The organism is Pseudomonas sp. IPO3747, assembly GCF_013385245.1.
In the GTDB taxonomy this organism is placed as follows: domain Bacteria; phylum Pseudomonadota; class Gammaproteobacteria; order Pseudomonadales; family Pseudomonadaceae; genus Aquipseudomonas; species Aquipseudomonas edaphica.
In genome coordinates this window covers 19,988-40,595 of record NZ_JACAQL010000004.1, presented here as the reverse complement: position 1 = coordinate 40,595, position 20,608 = coordinate 19,988, and the positions used below count along the sequence as shown (strand labels likewise).

Sequence of the window (20,608 nt, the reverse complement as noted above, 5' to 3'; positions counted from 1 at the left end):
AATATATTTGGCACAGACAGATCGCTATCGCAGGCAAGCCAGCTCCCACATTTGACTGTGTTTTCAGTTTAGAAGGGGGCGGGGCACTCAAAGCGCAGCCGCTCGCCGCTTTGCGGGTGCGTAAAGCTCAACATGCTCGCATGCAGGCACAGGCGTGGCCAGGCGGCCAGGGCTTGTTCATGGGCGTACAAGCCATCACCGAGCAGCGGATGGCCGATCGACAGCATATGCACCCGCAACTGGTGCGAACGCCCGGTGATCGGCGTGAGTTCCACGCGGCACCAATCGCCACAACGCTCCAGCACTTTCCAGAAGGTCAGTGCGTTTTTGCCAAACTCATAGTCGACTACGTGGCGCGGCTTGGTCGGCGGGTCGTAGCGCAAAGGCAGGTCAATGCTGCCGCTGTCCAGCTCCGGCTGACCCCAGGCCAAGGCGGTGTAGGCTTTTTCGGTTTCGCGGTCATGAAACTGGCGCGACAGTTCGCGGTGACTGTCGGCGTCCCGCGCGAGCAGGATGATCCCCGAGGTTTCCCAGTCCAGGCGATGCACGATGCGGGCTTCGGGGTAGCCGTTTTCCTGCAGGCGGGTGATCAGGCAGTCTTTGTTGTCATCGGCGCGGCCAGGCACCGAGAGCAACAGGGTCGGCTTGTTCACCACCAGGACGGCGGCGTCCTGATGCAGGATATGAATAGTGGACAGCGGCATTAAACAGCCTCGTAACAAACGCCAACGGCGGCTCGGCCACCCGGTTCCCAAACGGGATCAAGGTGATCGAGCCGCCGTGGCGGCCGCCTTTTCGATTAACGATCAGGCAGGGTGATATTGAGTTCCAGAATCGAGCAGCTGCCGTCGTTTTCCAGGGCGACATGCACGTCATCGTTGCCGATATTGACGTACTTGCGGATCACCTCGACCAGTTCCTTCTGCAAGGCTGGCAGGTAGTCCGGGGTACTGCGTTGGCCGCGTTCGTGCGCCACGATGATCTGTAGACGCTCTTTCGCTACCGACGCGGTACTTGGCTTTTTGTTGGCGCGAAAGAAGTCGAGAAATTTCATTATTTAGTTGCCTCCAAAGATACGCTCGAAGAATCCCTTCTTCTTAACATCGAGGAAGCGATGTTCCACGGTCTTGCCCAGCAAGCGATCAACTGCATCGCTGTACGCCTGGCCGGCGTCGCTCTGGTCATCAAGAATCACCGGAACACCTTGGTTGGAAGCCTTGAGGACCGCCTGGGATTCGGGGATCACGCCCAGCAGGGTCACTGCGAGGATTTCCTTCACGTCTTCAACGCCGAGCATTTCGCCGTTGCTGACGCGCTCAGGGTTGTAACGGGTGAGCAGCAAGTGCTCCTTGATCGGGTCTTCACCTTTTTCGGCACGCTGGGACTTGCTGGCCAACAGGCCGAGCATGCGGTCCGAGTCACGTACCGAGGAGACTTCCGGGTTGGTGACGACGATGGCTTCATCGGCGAAGTACATCGCCAGGTGAGCACCGGTTTCGATACCGGCCGGTGAGTCGCACACCACGTATTCGAAGGTTTCTTTAAGCTCGGCCAGGACTTTGCCTACGCCTTCTTTGGTCAGCGCGTCTTTGTCACGGGTCTGGCTGGCGGCCAGCACGTACAGGTTCTCAAGGCGCTTGTCCTTGATCAGGGCCTGTTGCAGGTTGGCTTCGCCGTTCACCACGTTGACGAAGTCGTACACCACGCGGCGTTCGCAGCCCATGATCAGGTCGAGGTTACGCAAACCGACGTCGAAGTCGACGATGACTGTTTTGTGGCCGCGCAGAGCGAGGCCGGTACCGATAGCGGCGCTGGTGGTGGTCTTACCCACACCACCCTTGCCGGATGTAACCACGAGAATCTTGGCCAAGGTGTTTCACCCCTAAGGAAAAAGGACTTTTCAGCCCCTGAAAAACATCTCTTGGAACTCGCTGCAGGCGGACAGCCTTTGTAGGAAAAAGATGTGATTTCCGCAGGGAAACGCCAACTTCCAATTATTCCTACACAAGTCTTGCCGGTTTCGCTTTGCTATCAGAGTCTAGAGATGCTTGGAAAATGCGGCAGTATCCGTTAAAGACGGATGATGTTCAACACATCGCCCGACAGGCTGACCTGCACCCCGGCCCCCCACAGCGGATCACGGCGCAAATCTTCTGAAACCTTGTACTGGCCTGCGATGGACACTAGCTCAGCGCTCAACTGCTGGCAAAAAATCCGCGCCTTGGTATCGCCCTTGATGCCGGCGAGGGCACGTCCGCGCATGGGGCCGTATACATGGATGTTGCCATCGGCCAGAAGTTCCGCCCCGGGGCTAACCGAGGAGATCACCACCAGATCGCCACCCTGGGCGTAAATCTGCTGCCCGCCGCGTACGGGGGAGGTGATGATCTTTGTAGGCTTGACCGCAGGTTCCGGCGGTTTTTCCGGTTTTTTCTTCACTTCACCTTCCAGCGGTTCGAGCGGGCGCTCGCGGGCACCGGAGGGTGGCAATACGGGCAGTTCAATTGCGATGGCCGCGGCAATGTCTTCGATACGGCTGGCGCGTATGGCCAGGGTGCGCAAACCGTGGGAGCGGCAGACGCGCATCAAGCCGGGCAAATCAATCGCGCCTTGGCCGGCCGGGAGTTTGTCCAGGGCCAGTACCAGCGGGGCATTGTTGAAGAAGTTCGGCGCCAGGGCGACCTTGGCGGCGAGCTGGCGGTCCAGGGCGTCGAGGTCGTTGCGGGCCAGTTCCAGCACGGTGATGGCGAGCATGCTGCCTTTCAGCTGGAACACGGGATCTTGGTCTAGCGGTTCGGTTTGGCTCATGGTCGGCAAAAGCGGCTTGTCACGAAAAGTGTCGAGACTTATAACGATAACAACCACGGGCCGCAAGCCGAGTCGAACGTTGTAGAATGCGCGGCCCTTGTCTTTACCGGAATCTGTAATGGATCGCCCGCGTTTTCGAGCTGTATTTTTTCACCCGCGCTTTTGGCTGTTATGGCTGGGACTCGGCCTGCTGTGGCTGATTACCCAGTTGCCCTACCGTGCCTTGCTGACCATTGGTCGATTACTTGGTGCCGGCATGTACCGTGTGGCCGCTGATCGCCGCCGCATCGCCGCGCGCAACCTCGAGCTGTGCTTCCCGGAAAAATCCGCCAAGGAGCGTAAACGGCTGCTCAAGGAAAACTTCGCGTCCACCGGCATCGCCTTCTTCGAGATGGCCATGAGCTGGTGGTGGCCCAAATCGCGCCTGGCACGCCTGGCCCATGTCGAAGGGCTTGAGCATTTGAAGCAGGCGCATCTGGATGGCAAGGGTGTGATCCTGATGGCGTTGCACTTCACCACCCTGGAAATTGGCGCGGCCCTGCTCGGGCAGAAGCACACCATTGATGGCATGTACCGCGAGCACGGCAACCCGCTGTTCGACTTCATTCAGCGCCGTGGCCGTGAGCGGCACAACCTCGATTCCCTGGCGGTAGAGCGCGACGACGTGCGCGGCATGCTCAAGCTGCTGCGCTCGGGCCGCGCCATCTGGTATGCGCCGGATCAGGACTACGGCGCCAAGCAAAGCATTTTTGTTCCGCTGTTCGGCATCCAGGCCGCTACAGTGACCGCCACCAGCAAGTTTGCGCGGCTGGGCAAGGCGTTGGTGATGCCCTTCACCCAGGAGCGCCTGGCCGATGGCAGCGGTTACCGCCTGGTGATCCACCCGCCGCTGACCGACTTCCCCGGTGAGAGCGACGAGGTTGACTGCCTGCGCATCAACCAGTGGGTCGAAGCCTCGGTGCGCGAATGCCCCGAGCAGTACCTGTGGACGCACCGGCGCTTCAAGAGCCGCCCGCCCGGCGAGGCTAAGCTGTACGAACCGCGCCGCCGGTAACCGCTACTTTTCTTCCAGGGAGTGACGCAATGCGCCCAGCTGAACCGGTCACAGGCTTGATTCTTTCCGGTGGCGGGGCGCGAGCGGCGTATCAGGTGGGCGTACTGGCGGCGATTGCCGAGTTGCTGCCGCCGGGGGCGCCGAATCCTTTTCCGGTGATTGTCGGCACCTCCGCCGGCGCAATCAATGCGGTGAGCCTGGCCAGTGGCGCCACGGATTTCACTGCGGCCATCCAACGCCTTACCGCCTTTTGGCAGGGCTTTCGCAGCCATCTGGTGCTGCGCAGCGATTGGCCGGGCGTGGTGCACCAGGCCAGCCGTTTCTTTATCCATAGCCTGTTGGGCCTGGGTGCCCAGGTGCCGGTGGCGTTGCTCAACAGTGCGCCGTTGCGCGACTTGCTCAACGACAAACTGCACCTGCACGGCATTGATGAGGCGATCCGCAACAAGCATCTGCATGCAGTCGCGGTCACGGCCTTTGGTTATGAGTCCGGGCAAGCGGTGACCTTCTATCAGGGCGGCGGCAAGATCGATGCCTGGCTGCGCCATCGGCGCATCGGTGTGCCGACCCAACTGACGGTTGAGCACTTGCTGGCCAGCTCCGCGATCCCCTTGCTGTTTGCGCCGGTCAAACTCGACCAGGAATATTTTGGTGACGGTGCCGTGCGCCAATCCGCGCCCATCAGCCCGGCCTTGCACCTGGGGGCCAGCCGGGTGCTGGTGGTGGGCGTGAGCGGCAACCCGCGTGGCAATGAACCTTCGGTGCAACGTACTTACACTGGCCAGGAGCCGACCTTGGCGCAGATTGGTGGGCATATGCTTAACAGCACGTTTATTGACAGCCTGGAAAGCGATATTGAGCTGTTGGAGCGTCTGAACCAATTCAGCCATGTTGCGCCTGGGCTGGCGCCGGTAGAGGTGCTGGTGATTGCGCCCAGCCAGCCGATCGATGAAATCGCGGCGCGGCATCGGCAGGAATTGCCGGCGGCGTTGCGTCTGTTCTTGCGCGGTCCGGGGGCGACCAAGACCAGTGGGGCGGGGGTGTTGAGTTACTTGTTGTTCGAGGCGGGGTATTGCAGCGAGTTGATTGAGCTGGGGCGCAAGGACGCACTTGCCAAGCGCGAGGAATTGTCCAAATTCCTTGGGCTGACAGTGAACTAAATGTGGGAGCTGGCTTGCCTGCGATAGCGGTATTCCTGTGCCAATTATGTTGGCTGACAGATCGCTATCGCAGGCAAGCCAGCTCCCACAGGGGATTGGTGTTGCTCAATCAGAAGTGATACTTGACCAGGAAGCTCGCCGTGTCCTGGTTAGTCTTGAACGCGCCGGAATCTTCGATCCCGTACTTGTTCTTCCAGTAGTCATATTCGAAGCCGACATACAGCTGCTTCTCGCCCCAATGCAGCGCCTTGCCCAAGTCGTACTTGACCTGTGGGTTGAAGTGCAGGTTGGCGTGGTAAGTGCCACGGGCGTTCCTGTCGTTGTCCACCACCCAGTCCATGAAGCCGTCGATCAGCACGTTGGAGTTGCCCACGGGAATGGTGTACGACCACACCGGCGTGATCTGCCACACGCCATCGCCCGGGCGGTTGCCTTCGGTCTGGCGCTGGTAGAAGTTCAACTGGAAGTAGTCGAAGCCAGGGATGTTCAGGTCAAAGCCCGGGCCCAGCAGGTACGACTCGTTATCGCCTTCGCCGAACTCGTAAGTGAAGGCCAGCAGCACATCTTTGATCGGGCCGAACGAGAGGTCTTTGTCGAAGATCTTGCCGAACGACAAGCGTGGGCTGAACTCGCCGTAGTAAGTGCTTGGGCCGACGTTGCCGTCTTCCTTGCCGTTGTAAAAGATGCGGTCGACGAACAGGAAGTTGTCGCCGTACTTCCACGCATCGGCGTGCTCGAAGGTGACGGTTTGCTGGATCTGCGGGTTAACGGTGAAGTTCTTGCCCCACAGGTACGTCAGGCTGTTGTTCTGCCACTGCAACAAATCGCCTGCCACGGCTTGGCCGCCGGCCAGCAGGGATCCTGCCAGCATCAGGCCTTTGAACATAGGTTTCATTCGGTTGCTCCCGAGTCAAAGTTTTATGGTTGTTTTTCTACGCAGGCGCTCTGGTGTGGCGCCTTTTGGTTCGCTGCAAAAATCGTCTGTTTGGTCAGCTTTAATGCTTTTAGCAAGAGCTGCGCCAAGGTGTTTAAAAAGCCAATAAAAGGCCTTCGGCTGCACTTGATGCAGTCGAATCCGGAGGTTTTTTTCTGCACGTTGGCCGCAGACATTGGGCCAGGATAAGTTGGCCCTGCAGTCAGCTTTTACATTCGCTGTTTTTTTTTGAGTCGATTCGAGCGGGCGCGGAGAATACTGGCTCCCAGGCCTTGGCTCAAGTGCGCTGTTAGAGAGCGCAGGGGGCGAGAATGGGGCGCGGCTTGTGGCCGGCCCCAGGTGAATAGGGTGCATGTGGGTATTTCCTGTTGGTTATTATTTTTGTTGTTTTTTGCTAACAGGCCAAATCAATGCGTGTGGGCGACCGCGGGGCGTTCCGAACCGCCGAGGATGTTGAACAGGATGTTCAGCGACAAGGCGCTGAGGGTGGCCATGGCGATTCCACTGTGGGTAATCGGGCTCATCCACAGGGGCAACTGCGCGAAAAATTCCGGGCGCACCACCGGGATCAGGCCCATGCCGATGCTGACTGCCACCAGCAACTGGTTGCGGCGGTCGGCAATGTCGGCCTCCTGCAGGATCTTGATGCCGGTCGCCGCGACCATGCCGAACATGGCAATGGCGGCGCCGCCCAATACTGCCGGTGGAATCGATGCCACCAAAAAGGCGGCTTTGGGCAGCAGGCTCAGCACAATCAGGAACGCCCCGGCCATGATCGTCACCGAGCGGCAACGCACGCCGGTCATCTGCACCAGGCCGATATTCTGGGCGAATGAGGAGTGGGTAAACGTATTGAAGAAACCGGCGAAAAATGAGGCGCCAGCGTCACACAACAGGCCACGGCGCAGCATCCTTGGCGTGACCTCCTGGCCGGTGATTTTGCCCAGCGCAAGAAACATCCCGGTGGACTCGACGAAGATGATCACCACCACCAGGCACATCGACAGGATCGGTGCCAACTCGAACTTGGGCATGCCGAAATGCAGTGGCGTCACCACTTGCACCCACGGTGCCTGGGACAGGCCGCCGAGGTCGACCATGCCGAGCAGGCCGCACAAGCCATAGCCGAGCGCCATGCCGATCAGCACCGAGATATTTACCCAGAAGCCGCGCATGAAACGGTTGATCAGCAAGATGGTGGCCAGTACCAGCGCGGCAATCGCCAGGTAAACCGGCGAGCCGAAGGTGGCGGCGGCACTGCCGCCACCGGCCCAGTTCACGGCCACGGGGAACAGCGACAGGCCGATGGCAGTGATCACGGTGCCGGTCACCAAGGGCGGGAAAAACCGCACGACCTTGGACATGAACGGCGCGATCAGCATGCCAAAAAAACCGGCAGCGATGGTCGCGCCGAAGATGCCCTGCAGGCCGATGCCAGGCATGCCGGCCATGGCCACCATGCTGCCGACGGCGGCGAAACTGGCGCCCATCATCACCGGCATGCGAATGCCCACCGGGCCGATGCCGAATGACTGCACCATGGTGGCAATGCCAGCCACGAGCAGATCGGCGTTGATCAGAAAGGCGATTTCTTCACGGCTCAAGCCTGCGGCCTGGCCAATGATCAGGGGTACGGCGACGGCGCCGCCGTACATCAGCAAGACGTGTTGCAGGCCTACCAGAATCAGTTGCAAGAGGGGCAGCCGCACCATGGCGGGTGCGGCGGGAATCTGCGGTTCGGCTAACTCGGTCATGCAACACCTCGGATCTTTTTTATTTTTGTGTTGTTTGGAACGCACTCTGTAAATCACCACAAATCCTTGTGGGAGCTGGCTTGCCTGCGATGGCGGTGGCTCAGCAACTCATCTGGTGGCTGATGCACCGCCATCGCAGGCAAGCCAGCTCCCACATTTTGGATTTGTGTTACTCGGGCTGTCAGTTAGTGCGCGCCCCCTGGTTGATCCAGGTGCCAATCAAATCCCGCTCCTGCTGGGTCATCTGGGTGATGTTGCCCAGCGGCATGATCTGGCTGGCCACGGCCTGCGCTTGAATACGCGCCGCCTGCTGCTGAATCTGCGCCGGGGTATCGAACATCACGCCTGCCGGTGCGGTGCTGAACAGCGGGCTGGTGGGCTTGGCCGAATGGCACACGGCGCAGCGTTCCTGGATCACGCCATGCACCTTGTCGAAATCAATCGTCGCCTGGGCCGGTGCCGCAGCAGGTTCTGCAGCGGGTGCGGCTGGCGCAGCAGGTTTCAAGCCACCGCCCAATGCGGTTTCCGGCAATGGCTGGTACTCGATGGCCGCGGGTGCCTTGGCCACGTCAGGCGCAGTCGAAACAGGTTTAGGACCGGTCACATACGCCAGGCAAATCATCGCCAATGCGCCCACCGGCAACGTCCACGCATACTTCTGGCTGTTATGCCGTGTGTTGAAGTAGTGACGCACCAACACCGCTGCCACCGCGATACCCGCCAGGATCAGCCAGTTGTATTGGCTGCCGTAGGTGCTCGGGAAGTGGTTGCTGATCATGATGAACAGCACCGGCAAGGTGAAGTAGTTGTTGTGACGCGAACGCAGCAGACCCTTGGCCGGCAGCGCCGGGTCAGGTGTGCGGTTCTCGGCGATGGCCGCTACCAGCGCGCGCTGGGCGGGCATGATGATGCGGAATACGTTACCGACCATGATGGTGCCGATCACCGCACCTACGTGCAGGTAAGCACCGCGACCGCTGAAGACCTTGCTGAAGCCGTAAGCGGCCGCAATCAACAGTACAAACAGGATAAAGCCGAGCAGGGCAGGGCGTTTGCCCAGCGCCGAATCGCACAGAAAGGAATAGATGAACCAGCCGACGAACAGTGAGCCAATGCCCAGCAGTACGCCTTCGGGGCCACTGAGGCTGCTGCCCGGGGCCAGCAGGTACAAGGTCGGGTTGGCGTAGAACACTACGCACAGCAGCGCGATGCCCGACATCCAGGTGAAATAGGCTTCCCATTTGAACCAATGCAGGTTGTCCGGCATGGTCGGCGGGGCCAGTTTGTATTTTTCCAGGTGGTAGATACCGCCACCGTGAATCGCCCATAAGTCACCGGCCAGGCCGTCTTTGGGGTTGACGCGATTAAGGTTGTTTTCCAGCCAGACAAAATAGAAGGAAGCGCCGATCCACGCGACGCCAGTGATCATGTGAACCCAGCGCACGCTAAGGTTCAGCCATTCCATCAAATGTGCTTCCACAGTCTTTACCTCTCGCCTGTCACCCTTGTTGTCGGGTGATCAGACCTTCTCTTATTGGTGGGGGGCGAGGATCAACCGCTCATCCTCTTTGAAAAAATGCTCATCGCAGTTATTGCCTGTGCCACTGCGATCAACCACCAGGAAGTCATCCCGCTTTTCGATCGTCAGCACCGGGTGGTGCCAGACGCCGCGATGGTAATTAATGCCCTGCCTGCCGTTGGTGACGAAGGCGCGGACCAAGCCCGATACAGGTTCATCGCCAAGTGGCGCGACCACGATCAGAAAGGGGTTGCCGAGCAGCGGGATGAAAGCCTGGCTGCCCAGCGGGTGTCTTTCCAGCATACACACGGTCAGCGGCATGTCCTGCGCATCGGCGCGGAAGATGCTAATGATTGCGTTGTCTTCAGGCTGGGCGGTTTCTACCGTGGCCAGCTTGTGAAAGCGCATGGTCGACCCGTTATTGATCATGAAGTGATCGCTGCCATCGGTTTCGATAACGTCTCCGAAAGGGGCGAAGGCTTCTTTGGTCAGGGGTTCGATCACTAGTGTGCGCATGGCTGTCTTCTTATCCGGATTCTGTGTTGTTTGTTCTATTGCTATCGCGGGCAAGCCCGGCTCCCACATTTTGATCTGTGAATACATTCAAATGTGGGAGCTGGCTTGCCTGCGATGGGCTCACCGCTTATTTAGCGACTTTACCGAGGACCCGCAGGCGGCTCACACCACCATCCGGGAACACGTTCAGGCGGATGTGGGTAATCGGCCCCAGTGCCTTGATCTGCTCGGCAAACGTGTGTTCAGCGTGCATTTCCAGTTTCTGCGCCGGCAGCAGCTCGCGCCAGAACAGCGATTGGGTTTCGATCTGGCTGTCGGTGCCGCCCTTCACGAACGCGCCCTGGATCGAGCAAGTGTCCGGGTAGTTGCCCTTGAAGTGCAGGGTGTCGACCACGATTTTCTCGATCTCGCCGGGGTGGCCCAGGGCGACGATCACCCAGTCATTGCCTGGCGTACGACGACGGGCGGTTTCCCAGCCGTCGCCCATGTTGATGCCACGGCCCGGGTTGAGGATGTTGCTCATGCGGCCGAAGTGTTCGTCGGAGCACGCCAGGGCGCGACCGCCGTTGAGGGCCGCTGCCAGGTCGACCTGTTCGTTGTCGCCCACCGAGGACCAGTCGCGGAACGGCACGCCGTACACACGCAGACGGGCCACACCGCCGTCCGGGTAGATGTTGAAACGCAGGTGGCTGAACGCCTGGTCGTTGTTGATCTCGTGGTAGTGGTGGCTGTTGCCTTGCAGCTCCACGGCCGACAGCACTTCCACCCACTGGGTGTTGGCGTCCGGCTCGCCCGAGGCCAGGAAGCAGGCTTCCAGGGAGGCCGATGGCGGGAAGTTGCCGGTGAAGAATGAAGTGTCGATGTCCACGCCCTTGATCGAGCCGGGTACGCCGAGGCGGATCACCGCGCTGTCGTAGCCTTCGAAGCGCTTGCGGCGTGACTCCCAGCCGTCCATCCACTTGCCGTTGTCATCGAAAACGCCCTCCTTCCACACGGCCGGGGTCGGCTGGAACAGGCGGTTGGCGTCAGCGAACCAGTCATCGGTCACCGAGATGATCTTGGTGCCCAGGCGGGCATCGGCCAGGTTGACGAACTTTTCGAAAGGTACGGCGTAAGCTTTCATTCTTCTTGTCTGCCTTAGATAGAGTGGCTGGGGATGGTCTGTTAGAGGGTCAGTAAACGGAACAACGCGATCTTGTTGATCTCGGCCAGCGCGCATTTGAACTCGGCGTCTGCCGAATTGTGAATGCGCGTTTCGAACGCAGCGAGGATCTGATGCCGGTTGCTGCCTTTTACCGCCATGATGAAGGGAAACTTGAACTTGGCCTTGTAGGCGTCGTTCAGCTCGGTGAAGCGCGAGAACTCTTCGGCCGTGCATTGGTGAATCCCCGCGCCAGCTTGCTCATCGGTGCTGGCTTGGGTCAGTTGGCCCTGGACGGCAGCTTTGCCGGCCAGGTCCGGGTGAGCGTTGATCAGGGCCAATTGGCTGGCATGATCGGCGCTTAACAGGATATCGCTCATGCGCTGGTGCAGGGTTTCGATCTGGTCGACCGAGCTGTCCTGGCCCAGGTCGAAGGCCTTTTCGGCCACCCATGGCGAGTGTTCGTAGATATCGGCGAAAGCGGCGACAAATTCATCGCGGCTCAGGGTCGATGGCTTCAGGGTCTGGAACGCAGTCATTTCGCCGCTCCCGTGTACGGGTGGGTTTCGTGCCAGTGACGGGCGATGTCAACGCGGCGGGTGAACCACACCTGTTCATGGCCTTTGGCGTATTCGATAAACCGTTTCAACGAAGCCAGGCGTGCAGGGCGGCCGATCAGGCGGCAGTGCAGGCCGATGGAAAGCATCTTCGGCGCCTCGGCCCCTTCGGCATACAACACGTCGAACGCGTCCTTGAGGTACTCGAAAAAGTCATCGCCCTTGTTGAAACCCTGCACCTGGGTGAAGCGCATGTCGTTGGTGTCCAGGGTATAAGGGATCACCAAATGCGGCTTGCCGGTCGGGTTGTTCGGCTCCCAGTAGGGCAGGTCGTCGTCATAGGTGTCGCAGTCGTACAGGAAACCGCCTTCCTCCATCACCAGCCGGCGAGTATTGGGGCCAGTGCGGCCGGTGTACCAGCCCAGTGGGCGCTCGCCGGTGAGTTCGGTGAGGATGCGGATGGCTTCGAGCATGTGCTCGCGCTCCTGGGCCTCGTCCATGTACTGGTAGTCGATCCAGCGGTAGCCGTGGCTGCAGATCTCGTGGCCGGCGTCGACCATTGCGCGGATCACATCCGGGTGGCGCTGGGCGGCCATGGCGACGGCGAAGATGGTCAGCGGGATATCGAATTCTTTAAACAGCTTGAGGATGCGCCACACACCCGCACGGCTGCCGTACTCGTACAGCGACTCCATGCTCATGTTGCGGGCGCCTTGCAGCGGCTGGGCCGAGACCATTTCCGAGAGGAAGGCTTCGGACTCTTTATCACCGTGCAAAATGTTGCGCTCACCGCCTTCTTCGTAGTTGAGTACGAACGACAGCGCAATGCGTGCCTTGCCCGGCCAGTGGGGGTGAGGAGGGTTACTGCCGTAACCGATCAGGTCGCGTGGGTAGTCAGCGCTCACTGCAGTCTTCCTTCTTGTTCGTGATAGCAAGTGTGTGTGGCGGCCGGGCAGTGAAAAGACTGGGTGGCGTCACAGCGATGAGTGATTGTATACAACTTATCTGTCACTTTGTAAGCCTACATTTCTGCATTTTTTCTGTATCGCCGGGTTCAGATGCTGTAGCAAGAAACTTGCCTGACTGGTCAGTTAATGGACAAAAGGTCGTTTAAAAGCAAGGTTTACTCACGAATTGACTCATCGAGCAACACCGACGGGAAGATCCAAAGCTTTGTGATTTTTATTGTGTACAATTTTTTTAAAAAGTGTCTTAATCAGCCATCGCCGGCTTTTTCGATGCCCTGAAAAAGTGCAGGTTTCTCTTTTACTGACTTCAGGAGGCGCGAAGACGCCATGGGACGTTTGACCACACACGTTTTGGACGCCGCACACGGCTGCCCCGGTAGCAATATCAAGGTCGAGCTGTACCGCGTCGACGGCGCGCAGCTGGAACGGGTTGCCACTGCCACCACCAACAGCGACGGCCGTTGCGATGCGCCGCTGCTGCAAGGTGACGACTACCGCAGTGGTGTTTACCAACTGCAATTCAGCGCCGGCGACTACTACCGCGCCCGTGGTGTGCAATTGCCGGAACCGGCGTTTCTCGACGTCGTCGTGCTGCGTTTTGGCATCAGCGCCGAACAGGATCACTACCATGTGCCTTTACTGATTTCGCCTTACAGCTACTCCACCTATCGCGGTAGCTGAGTCGTCACCTCGCTTCACACCCCCAAAGCTCTTCGTTGGTTTTTTGCCCGCCCACACTGCGGGCTTTTTTTATTCTGAATGGCTCACGGGCCGCCCAAGTATGTAACGCACCTGGGGCGGTCGAGGTACCTAGGCTCGGCTTTTCTGTATGGAACAGTCCGCCATGAGTACCGACACCACCGCCTGGTTGGCCGCTGAGGCTGCTGCGGCGCAAACGCTTAATTTTGATGACCCGCAAACCTCGGACGCGCAGCGTGATGCGGCGATTCGCACACTCCTGACCCGACGGCTAAACGCGGTCACGCAGCCCAGTCTTGAAATCAATCGCCTGTACGAAGCCCAAGCCAGGGCCAGAGAGGCGGTAAAACTCCTAAAAGACTTGATTGGGCGTGCGCCGAGAGTCTTGGGCATTATCCGGGGCGTATTACGCAAGGCCTTTGCGCTGGACCCCGATACGCTGTTGTTCACCGAGTTCCGGCCGCCGCCTTTGCCCCAGAAGGTCTACAGCCTGACCGAAAAAGGCTTGGCACTTCTCATTGATCCGGATGTGCCGCTGGACATTAACCAGTTCACTACATTGCGTATCAAGGACGAACCGGCACGGACGTTGCCGTTTACCGCTTGGGATGCGTTGGTACGTGTGAAGGGGTTGGCGCTGCTCGGTCAGGTTGAGAAGGCTGAACGAGACTATTGGCAGCAACTGGCCTATGGCTCCTGGCTGACGCGCAAGCAGCGTTGGGTCCAGTTACGAAAATCCTTGTTCGCCGAGCATGCACTGCTGGCCCATCGCGTTTACCAGCTCTCGGACCGCGGCTATGCCATGGTCCGTAAAGTCATGGAGATCCCCGGCGCCGATGCGCGCCGTCGCGCCGCAGGTGAGTGGGCGAATATTCAAGTGAGCAGGGTGGCGTGGCCTGGCACAAATCGGGCACTGGTTCCTGTGCCGGGCGCTTTGCATATTTATCGTGAAGGCATCGCGGGGGACACGCCCCATGTGATTTATCTGCCGGGTCTGATTCGGGAGTTTTACGAGTTCAGTTCCTGGTATCGAATGCAATGTGATCTGCCTGCGCTGGTCAACGGCCCTTTGAGCCAGGTGCTATGGCAGTGTTTGCCACTGCGCCGTTGGCATGAGCTGTGTAACACACCCAGTGTTACGCCTCAGGCGTTTACCCTTCAGCTTATGGGTGTACACCAGGAAGACGTGTTGCTTGCCAGTGCGACCGAGCTGCTGGAGGCGCAGTGGGATAACGAGGTGGCCTGTGCCTTGTCAATCAACCCTGCGGCTGTGGGCGTTCAAGGTGTGGGGCAATTCAACGCTCCTGAGGTGAAACGCTTCCTCAAATTCATCGAAAAAGGCCGTCGCCGGCTGGCATGCAGCCTCCTGCTGGGAAACAGCCTGGACGCCTTGCCGGAGTGGGATCATCAGCGCCGCAGCGGTGAGATTGTGTGTGCAAGTTTGACGCCGGACCTCGCCCTCAAGACCCGTGAAGCGCAACTCAAACGTTACGAAAAAGGCTTGATGGCCCTGCTGGATCCGACGGATGTGGGCAAAAGCACTGCACCCTATCAAGACTTTTTGAACCTCGATCAGCGATGGCAGGAACAAGTGAGCACCGTGAGTCAATTGGCCCGTGCCCCGCACGAGCGCATGTTTGAAAAGGCGTTCTGGCTTGAACAGCCTTTGGGCACGTCTAATCGCGGCTCATTGGTGGGGACTGCCCTGCGCCGGGCTTTGCTTCTGGAAGCCCAGATGCAGCAACAGTTGAACCTGATGCCTTCCGTGCATCTGGAGCGATTGAATACGGTATTGAGTGAGTCTTGGGTGCCTGGCGACAGTGCTGCTGATACCTGTGTATTGCAAGTAACGGTCGGCAGTGAGTCCGGCCAGTTGTACCCGCTGCTGGGGGCTCTGCTCGTGACCACCCTCCAGGCCCTGGCTCACCCGAGTGGCCCACACTCAGTATTGTTATACGTGACGGGTCTGTATGGCGGGCTTGTGCCCTTTGACAACGTGAACGCGTTCGCCAAGGGGCTTCAAGCCAGCCTGAAAAGCCGCGATGGCTCCGTGTTGTGGCGCTGCATCGAGCGTGATCACCGTGTGGCTGCGCGGGGCTGGATCCAGGCGTTGCCCAAGGATGCGCCATTGGTAGTGAGTTATGAGGCCATCAAGCGCACGATGCTCAAAGACTTGTTCATTAAGCTAATGCAACGTTACGCGGCGTTGAACAAACGTGTGGGCAGGGGTGTTCGGTTGTTCAGTGAGGTGAGCGATCCGCAGTTGAGCCGAATGTTACTGGCCCAGGAGTTGTTCGAGTGCCTGCAAGTACCCGCCAATGATGCTCGCACACTGGCCTTGGCCAATATCAACCTGTTGCAGATGGCAGCCACTCAGGCGAAAAAACTCCCCTCGTGGTTGGGCATTGCCTCAACCGGTAGTCGAAGACACTACAAACGATTGTTACGCCGTTACCTGATGAATGCCTTTGCGGTGGAGAACAAACTGTGGCGGGATTTACCGGACTTGGAGTCATTCGCCCGTAATGGCTTGATTGCGCGATTGACTCGGGACGGGTTTTACCCGCGACTGGATATCGACAAACCCGTGATAGATTTGCCCGATGATGTCAGCTCCCAATTGTGTGGCTGGTCGAGTCAGTGCGCAGTGGGCGATCGCGATACAAAAAAGGTCGTCAGCTCGCAGCGCACCACTTTCAGCCTGCTGCAATTAGCGTTGCATAACCTTGACCCCAAGGCACCCTGGACCCGCTGGCGATTAAATCGCGCACGCTGGCTGGACCCCGCCTGGAAAGAGCGCTTGAGCGTGCGTTACCTGATCAACACCCTGTCATCGCTCGATCTTGGGGGCGAGTACGACAAGCGGATCCTCAAGGCATTTTATCCGCCGACGTCTACTCCGGCCACGTCTCCTGGGCTCTCACAGGCTTTGGTCTATAGGGCTTTGCGACAACGCGCTCAGATGCAGCTGTACTCTGCGGTCCAGCAAGGTTTGAGTGATAAAGCGCAGCGTCTGTTTACCCTGGCGATGGCCGCTGGGTCGGCAAGTGACCTGAAAAAAGATGGGTTCGACGTAGAGTTGGCGGTTCTGCGCCTGATGGACGCAACCCCAGAACATGATCGGCACATTGCTGGCTTATTGTTCATTCATGACAGGTTATCAAAGCTCTGTGTGGTGTATTGGCCCATGGCTGCGGCAAGCCGGGTGATTGTTGCGTATGCCAGTCTGGACGAAGCAGAAAAGGCGTTGAATCTTATCGGCGCACTCCCCGAAAACCAGAAGGCGTTGGCGCGCCAGGTGGCGCCAGGCTGGGAGGCGCAGGCGCTGGCCGGCTACCCCGGTCAAGACCTAGAGGTGCAACCCCGCAGGCCTCATTCGCTTGAGCCGGGTCAACCCGTTCTATATCGTTTTGTTGCCATGCTTGTGGAGTTTTTTTTGGCCCCGCACAAAAAACCGGCGGTGGACAATGAAAGCATCGAGGCATTGATCAAGGAGCAAATCGAGTCGCAGCCTGAACATTGGTTAGCGGCTGCGCCCACCACCTGTGGCAATGCCATGGCGTTGTTGGCCCACGCCAAGGTGTTCGATCTGCAACGGCGTACCCAAGCCCAATCCCAGTCTTCCCAGGCGCTGGAGCAATACCGCGAGCAGCGTTTGGGCGAGCAGCACGACGCGACGATTCGCGGGCTGCTGGGCTTTGTCCCGGTACTGGGTGTTGGCATCAGCCTGTATGAAATGCTGCTTGCAGCGCGGCGCTATCATCACAGCGGGTCTGCCCATGATGCTGTGGATGTGGCGTTCTTGACGATGCTTGCGTTCTTCGACGTGCTGACATCCTTTGGCCCTTCCGCGAAAGGCGCGCGCGTGTCGCGTGTCGCTTTAGGCCGCTTGCATCGCCATCAAGGGGTCACGCTCGGTACCCGCGCAGGCCTGAAACCGTCACCGATCAAGCCACGTCACCTGCTGGAGCACTTCCAGTCCCCTGATGGACTGGATGGGGCCATTGAATTGGCGGGGCCGGGCGCTAAAGGGCGGTACGCGAAAGATGGCCGGCAGTTTATTCGTGAGGGTAAAGATATTTACCCGGTATATCAGCGTGAGAACGAATGGGGACTGCGACTGAAAAATAGCCAGGGAGAAGGGCAAGATGAACTGATTTTAAACATCGAGCAGCCCCACGAGTGGCAGTTAGGGGCCGATGCACCGGTGCCCGGGCCGAGTTCAGGCGTATGGCAACCTTGGGCACCCACCAGGAGCGCAGCGGATTGGTCACCGCCTTCGCGTACGGGCCTGGAAGCGAACTTGCGCGCGTTGCCTGTGCCCACCAGTTCCTGGCAGGCGTGGGGTTTTCGGCGCAGTGACTCACTGATCGAAGTACCGCCCCTGGGCCGCAATATATACCGGGTGGCTGCAACGCCGGGTGCGGCGGCCTTTGATCTCTTGCGACTAGGGCCTGATTACTATCGGTTGTTGCCCCAGGGTACAAGCGCGTCGTCTTCGAGCATCGTCTTTATAATGAGAAACCAGGATGTTTCGTTCAGGGCATCCGTGGATATAGAGCGCTGGCTGGGCGTGGCTGCTGCTGAGCAGCCGATACCGGCGACCCTGGGTGCCAATGGGCTGTGGACGCCCCATCAAGTGCTGTTTAATGAACGCCTGGACGTCACGGTGGGGCGGGCTTTTCCTGCTATGACCCCGGGCAGCAGGCGGTTTGTCGCCGACCGGCTCACTGAGTTGGCGGACACCGGCCCCAGGGTGACGGCCACGCACTTACTCAATATCAGGGCGACACTCGACCGTTGGACGGCCCCGGGAAACCCGGACCGCCTGCCCGATCTGCTGAGAATGCTACGGCCTGCGGGCGAGCCGGGTGCCCTCACCATTAACATAGGGATCGATGGGGTAGCGCCGGGAGGCACGCGGCTGGATTTCACGCCGCCCTTACACCTTGATCCCTCGTTGCTCAGGCGCAGCCGCGGCAACGGCGTACTTCGTTCGCGAGCTGTTCACACAGCTGTCAGGCAGATACTCGAAAGATATGGATTCACCGTCAGGAGCATTCCAAGGCGGCATGGCGGGGCCAGTACGAGGGACTTTTACTGCACCCATCCGCATTCGAGTTCGGTTTACTTTGTGCTGAATAATTGGGTCGATAATCGCAACGTCAGCCTGCGTTCCAGGGTGGCCCCGCAGCTCTCCGAGGCTTGGTTTCGCGAGCGTATCGGTTCGCAGTCGCCATTCTCGGCGGAGTTTGCCGCCATTGATCAAGCCATGACACAAAACCGTCTGGTTCGGATCGTTGCAGGCATTCAGTGGCAAGTTCGTTATGGAGAGCCTGCCAGTGTGTATTTTGCCAAAGTCGCGCCGTTTAACCCTTGAGCAGCGCTGCGGTTGCCGCCCCGCCAAATAGCGTGGCACTGACGCGATTGAACCAGCTCTGGCCCGCGCCGCTGCGCAGGTAACGCGCGGCACCGTGGGCGCCGAGGCCGTAAGCCAGCTTGCAGAGCAAGTCGAGTACGGTCCAGGTCGCGATCATGATCAGCAGTTGCGGCAGAAACGGCTGTTGGCTGCTGAGAAACTGCGGCAGGAAGGCGGCGAAGAACAGGATGTCCTTGGGGTTACTGGCACCCAGCACAAAGGCCCGGCCAAACAGCGCGCGAAAACGCGGCACCGCCGGTGTCTGTGGCACTTGCGCGCCATGGGTCGGCAGCCGCGATTGCTGCCAGCTCTGCCAGGCCAGATAGAACAGGTACAGCGCGCCGATGATTTTCAAGGCGCTGAACAACTGCTCGGAGGCCAGCAACAATGCGCCCAGGCCCAGAGCCGAGGCGCTCAACAGGCAGATCGAGGCAAACACTCCGCCCAGGAACGCCGGGTACGAACGGCGCAGGCCGTAGTTGAGGCTATTGCTGATCATCAACAGCGACAACGGCCCGGGGATCAGGATCACCACCAGTGCCGCACCACTGAACAACAGCCAGGTATCCAGGTTCATCTACATTTCTCCCTCTATGCAAAAGCCCCACCCGAAGGTGAGGCGGTTTTTCAGCCGTTCCCGAACTACAGGAAGATGAACTTGGCGATAAAGATCGCGCACAGCACCCACAGGCTGACAGAAATCTCACGGTACTTGCCGGTGCCTGCCTTGAGCGCCACGTAAGTGATAAAGCCCAAGGCAATCCCGTCGGCGACCGAGAAGGTCAACGGCATCATGATCGCGGTGACAATCGCCGGAATGCTGTCGGTGGCCTCATCCCAGTTGATATGGGCCATGCTCGCCATCATCAGCATCGCCACGTAAATCAGCGCACCGGCGGTGGCATACGCCGGAATCATTCCCGCCAGTGGCGCAAAAAACATCGCGGCCACGAACAGGATGCCCACGGTTACGGCGGTCAGCCCGGTGCGACCACCTGCGGCCACACCCGCCGCGCTTTCCACATAGCTGGTCACCGGCGGCACACCGACCATGGCGCCAAATACGCTGGAGGCACTGTCGGCCTTCAGCGCACGGGACAGGTTATCGATCTTGCCATCGGCGTTGACCAGTCCGGCCCGTTGCGCGACGCCCATCAGTGTACCCGCGGTGTCGAACATGTGTACAAAGAGAAAAGCAAATACCACGCTTATCATACTTACATTGAATACACCTTTTATGTCCATGGCCATCCATGTCGGCGCCAGGCTCGGTGGGGTTGAGAGAATGCCGTTGTAGTGCACCAGGCCCAGGCCCCAACCGGCGAGGGTCACGGCGATGATGCTGATCAGGATCGCGCCGAATACCCGGTGATAGCTGAGGATCGCAATCAACAGGAAGCACACGGCCGCCAGCAATGGCGCAGGCTCGTGCAGCGAACCGAGCTTGATCAAGGTGGCCGGGCTGTCGACGATAATGCCGGCGGTCTTCAGGCCGATCACCCCAAGGAACAAACCGACGCCTGCGCCCATGGCATGACGCAAGCTCACAGGGATGCTGTTGAGCAGCCATTCACGCACGCGCGACAGTGTCAGGCCCATGAACAGCACGCCGGAAATAAACACTGCGCCCAGCGCGGTTTCCCAGTGGTAGCCCATGGTGCCGACCACGGTGTAGGTGAAAAACGCATTCAGGCCCATACCCGGTGCCAAACCTACCGGCCAGTTGGCGTACAGCCCCATCAGCAGGCAGCCCAGCGCGGCGGCGATGCAGGTGGCGACGAACGCCGCACCGTGATCGATACCGGCGTCGGCCATGATGTTGGGGTTGACGAAGATGATATAGGCCATGGTGATAAAGGTGGTGAGGCCGGCAATCAGTTCGGTTCTCACTGTGGTGCCATGCAAGCGCAGTTTGAACAGGCGTTCCAGCCAGCCGCCTTGCGGTGGGGCGAGGTCCAGCGTAGGGGCTTCGGTTTTTTGGCTATCCACAGCAAGTACTCCTCAAGAGTTTTATTGTTATTTCCAGCGCCGGTCACAGAGGTGGGCAGCAGCGCTTTGAGGTACTGGCGGGTTTTGTTG

Annotated in this window: 17 protein-coding genes; 4 read left to right on the top strand and 13 right to left on the bottom strand. The window is 59.3% G+C overall.

Annotated elements, in window-relative coordinates:
- Window positions 1–68: 68 nt before the first annotated feature.
- The 4 genes from HX790_RS07195 to minC all read right to left on the bottom strand — a co-directional run bounded on the left by HX790_RS07195 (window position 69) and on the right by minC (window position 2,808).
- Window positions 69–704, bottom strand: coding sequence for a pseudouridine synthase (locus tag HX790_RS07195; protein ID WP_099487231.1), 636 nt, complete (start codon window positions 702–704; stop codon window positions 69–71).
- Between the two features lie 95 nt (window positions 705–799).
- Window positions 800–1,054: a cell division topological specificity factor MinE gene (minE, locus tag HX790_RS07190; protein ID WP_003175252.1), complete on the bottom strand. Its 255-nt coding sequence runs from the start codon at window positions 1,052–1,054 to the stop codon at window positions 800–802.
- Between the two features lie 3 nt (window positions 1,055–1,057).
- Window positions 1,058–1,870, bottom strand: coding sequence for a septum site-determining protein MinD (gene minD, locus HX790_RS07185; RefSeq protein ID WP_003209098.1), 813 nt, complete (start codon window positions 1,868–1,870; stop codon window positions 1,058–1,060).
- A gap of 200 nt (window positions 1,871–2,070) precedes the next feature.
- On the bottom strand, window positions 2,071–2,808 hold the full coding sequence (gene minC, locus HX790_RS07180) for a septum site-determining protein MinC (RefSeq protein ID WP_017137855.1): 738 nt from the start codon (window positions 2,806–2,808) through the stop codon (window positions 2,071–2,073).
- Between the two features lie 118 nt (window positions 2,809–2,926).
- Here minC and HX790_RS07175 point away from each other — a divergent pair, with 118 nt between their 5' ends.
- Both HX790_RS07175 and HX790_RS07170 read left to right on the top strand, forming a co-directional pair.
- Window positions 2,927–3,862 carry a lipid A biosynthesis lauroyl acyltransferase gene (locus HX790_RS07175; protein ID WP_017137854.1) on the top strand — a complete coding sequence of 312 codons (936 nt, stop codon included), beginning with the start codon at window positions 2,927–2,929 and terminating at the stop codon, window positions 3,860–3,862.
- Between the two features lie 29 nt (window positions 3,863–3,891).
- Entirely contained in the window at window positions 3,892–5,022 is a 1,131-nt protein-coding gene (locus HX790_RS07170) for a patatin-like phospholipase family protein (RefSeq protein ID WP_017137853.1), read from the top strand.
- A gap of 109 nt (window positions 5,023–5,131) precedes the next feature.
- Here the strand turns inward: HX790_RS07170 and HX790_RS07165 are convergent, their stop codons facing one another.
- From HX790_RS07165 to puuE, 7 genes are all read right to left on the bottom strand, one after another.
- Entirely contained in the window at window positions 5,132–5,917 is a 786-nt protein-coding gene (locus HX790_RS07165) for an outer membrane protein OmpK (protein ID WP_017137852.1), read from the bottom strand.
- 446 nt (window positions 5,918–6,363) lie between these two features.
- On the bottom strand, window positions 6,364–7,710 hold the full coding sequence (locus tag HX790_RS07155) for a nucleobase:cation symporter-2 family protein (RefSeq protein WP_017137851.1): 1,347 nt from the start codon (window positions 7,708–7,710) through the stop codon (window positions 6,364–6,366).
- Between the two features lie 181 nt (window positions 7,711–7,891).
- Window positions 7,892–9,190 (bottom strand): urate hydroxylase PuuD, encoded by a 1,299-nt coding sequence (locus HX790_RS07150; protein ID WP_017137850.1) that lies wholly within the window; start codon window positions 9,188–9,190, stop codon window positions 7,892–7,894.
- A 51-nt stretch (window positions 9,191–9,241) separates the two neighbouring features.
- A complete protein-coding gene (locus HX790_RS07145) occupies window positions 9,242–9,745 on the bottom strand; it encodes an ureidoglycolate lyase (protein ID WP_056861103.1) in 504 nt (167 codons plus the stop codon).
- 127 nt (window positions 9,746–9,872) lie between these two features.
- Window positions 9,873–10,868, bottom strand: a complete 996-nt coding sequence (gene alc / locus HX790_RS07140; RefSeq protein WP_017137848.1) for an allantoicase — start codon at window positions 10,866–10,868, stop codon at window positions 9,873–9,875.
- A gap of 41 nt (window positions 10,869–10,909) precedes the next feature.
- Entirely contained in the window at window positions 10,910–11,425 is a 516-nt protein-coding gene (gene uraD / locus HX790_RS07135) for a 2-oxo-4-hydroxy-4-carboxy-5-ureidoimidazoline decarboxylase (protein WP_017137847.1), read from the bottom strand.
- Window positions 11,422–12,348, bottom strand: a complete 927-nt coding sequence (puuE, locus tag HX790_RS07130; protein ID WP_017137846.1) for an allantoinase PuuE — start codon at window positions 12,346–12,348, stop codon at window positions 11,422–11,424. The genes uraD and puuE overlap by 4 nt, the downstream gene beginning before the upstream one ends.
- A 390-nt stretch (window positions 12,349–12,738) precedes the next feature.
- On the opposite strand from puuE, the gene uraH reads away from it, so the two are divergent.
- Both uraH and HX790_RS07120 read left to right on the top strand, forming a co-directional pair.
- Window positions 12,739–13,092: a hydroxyisourate hydrolase gene (gene uraH / locus HX790_RS07125; RefSeq protein ID WP_017137845.1), complete on the top strand. Its 354-nt coding sequence runs from the start codon at window positions 12,739–12,741 to the stop codon at window positions 13,090–13,092.
- 163 nt (window positions 13,093–13,255) lie between these two features.
- Window positions 13,256–18,490, top strand: a complete 5,235-nt coding sequence (locus HX790_RS07120) for a dermonecrotic toxin domain-containing protein (protein ID WP_176991388.1) — start codon at window positions 13,256–13,258, stop codon at window positions 18,488–18,490.
- Here HX790_RS07120 and HX790_RS07115 read toward each other — a convergent pair.
- Both HX790_RS07115 and HX790_RS07110 read right to left on the bottom strand, forming a co-directional pair.
- Window positions 18,480–19,106, bottom strand: coding sequence for a LysE family translocator (locus tag HX790_RS07115; RefSeq protein ID WP_017137843.1), 627 nt, complete (start codon window positions 19,104–19,106; stop codon window positions 18,480–18,482). The genes HX790_RS07120 and HX790_RS07115 overlap by 11 nt on opposite strands.
- Window positions 19,107–19,171: 65 nt before the next feature.
- Window positions 19,172–20,518 carry an NCS2 family permease gene (locus HX790_RS07110; protein WP_017137842.1) on the bottom strand — a complete coding sequence of 449 codons (1,347 nt, stop codon included), beginning with the start codon at window positions 20,516–20,518 and terminating at the stop codon, window positions 19,172–19,174.
- Between the last annotated feature and the right edge of the window lie 90 nt (window positions 20,519–20,608).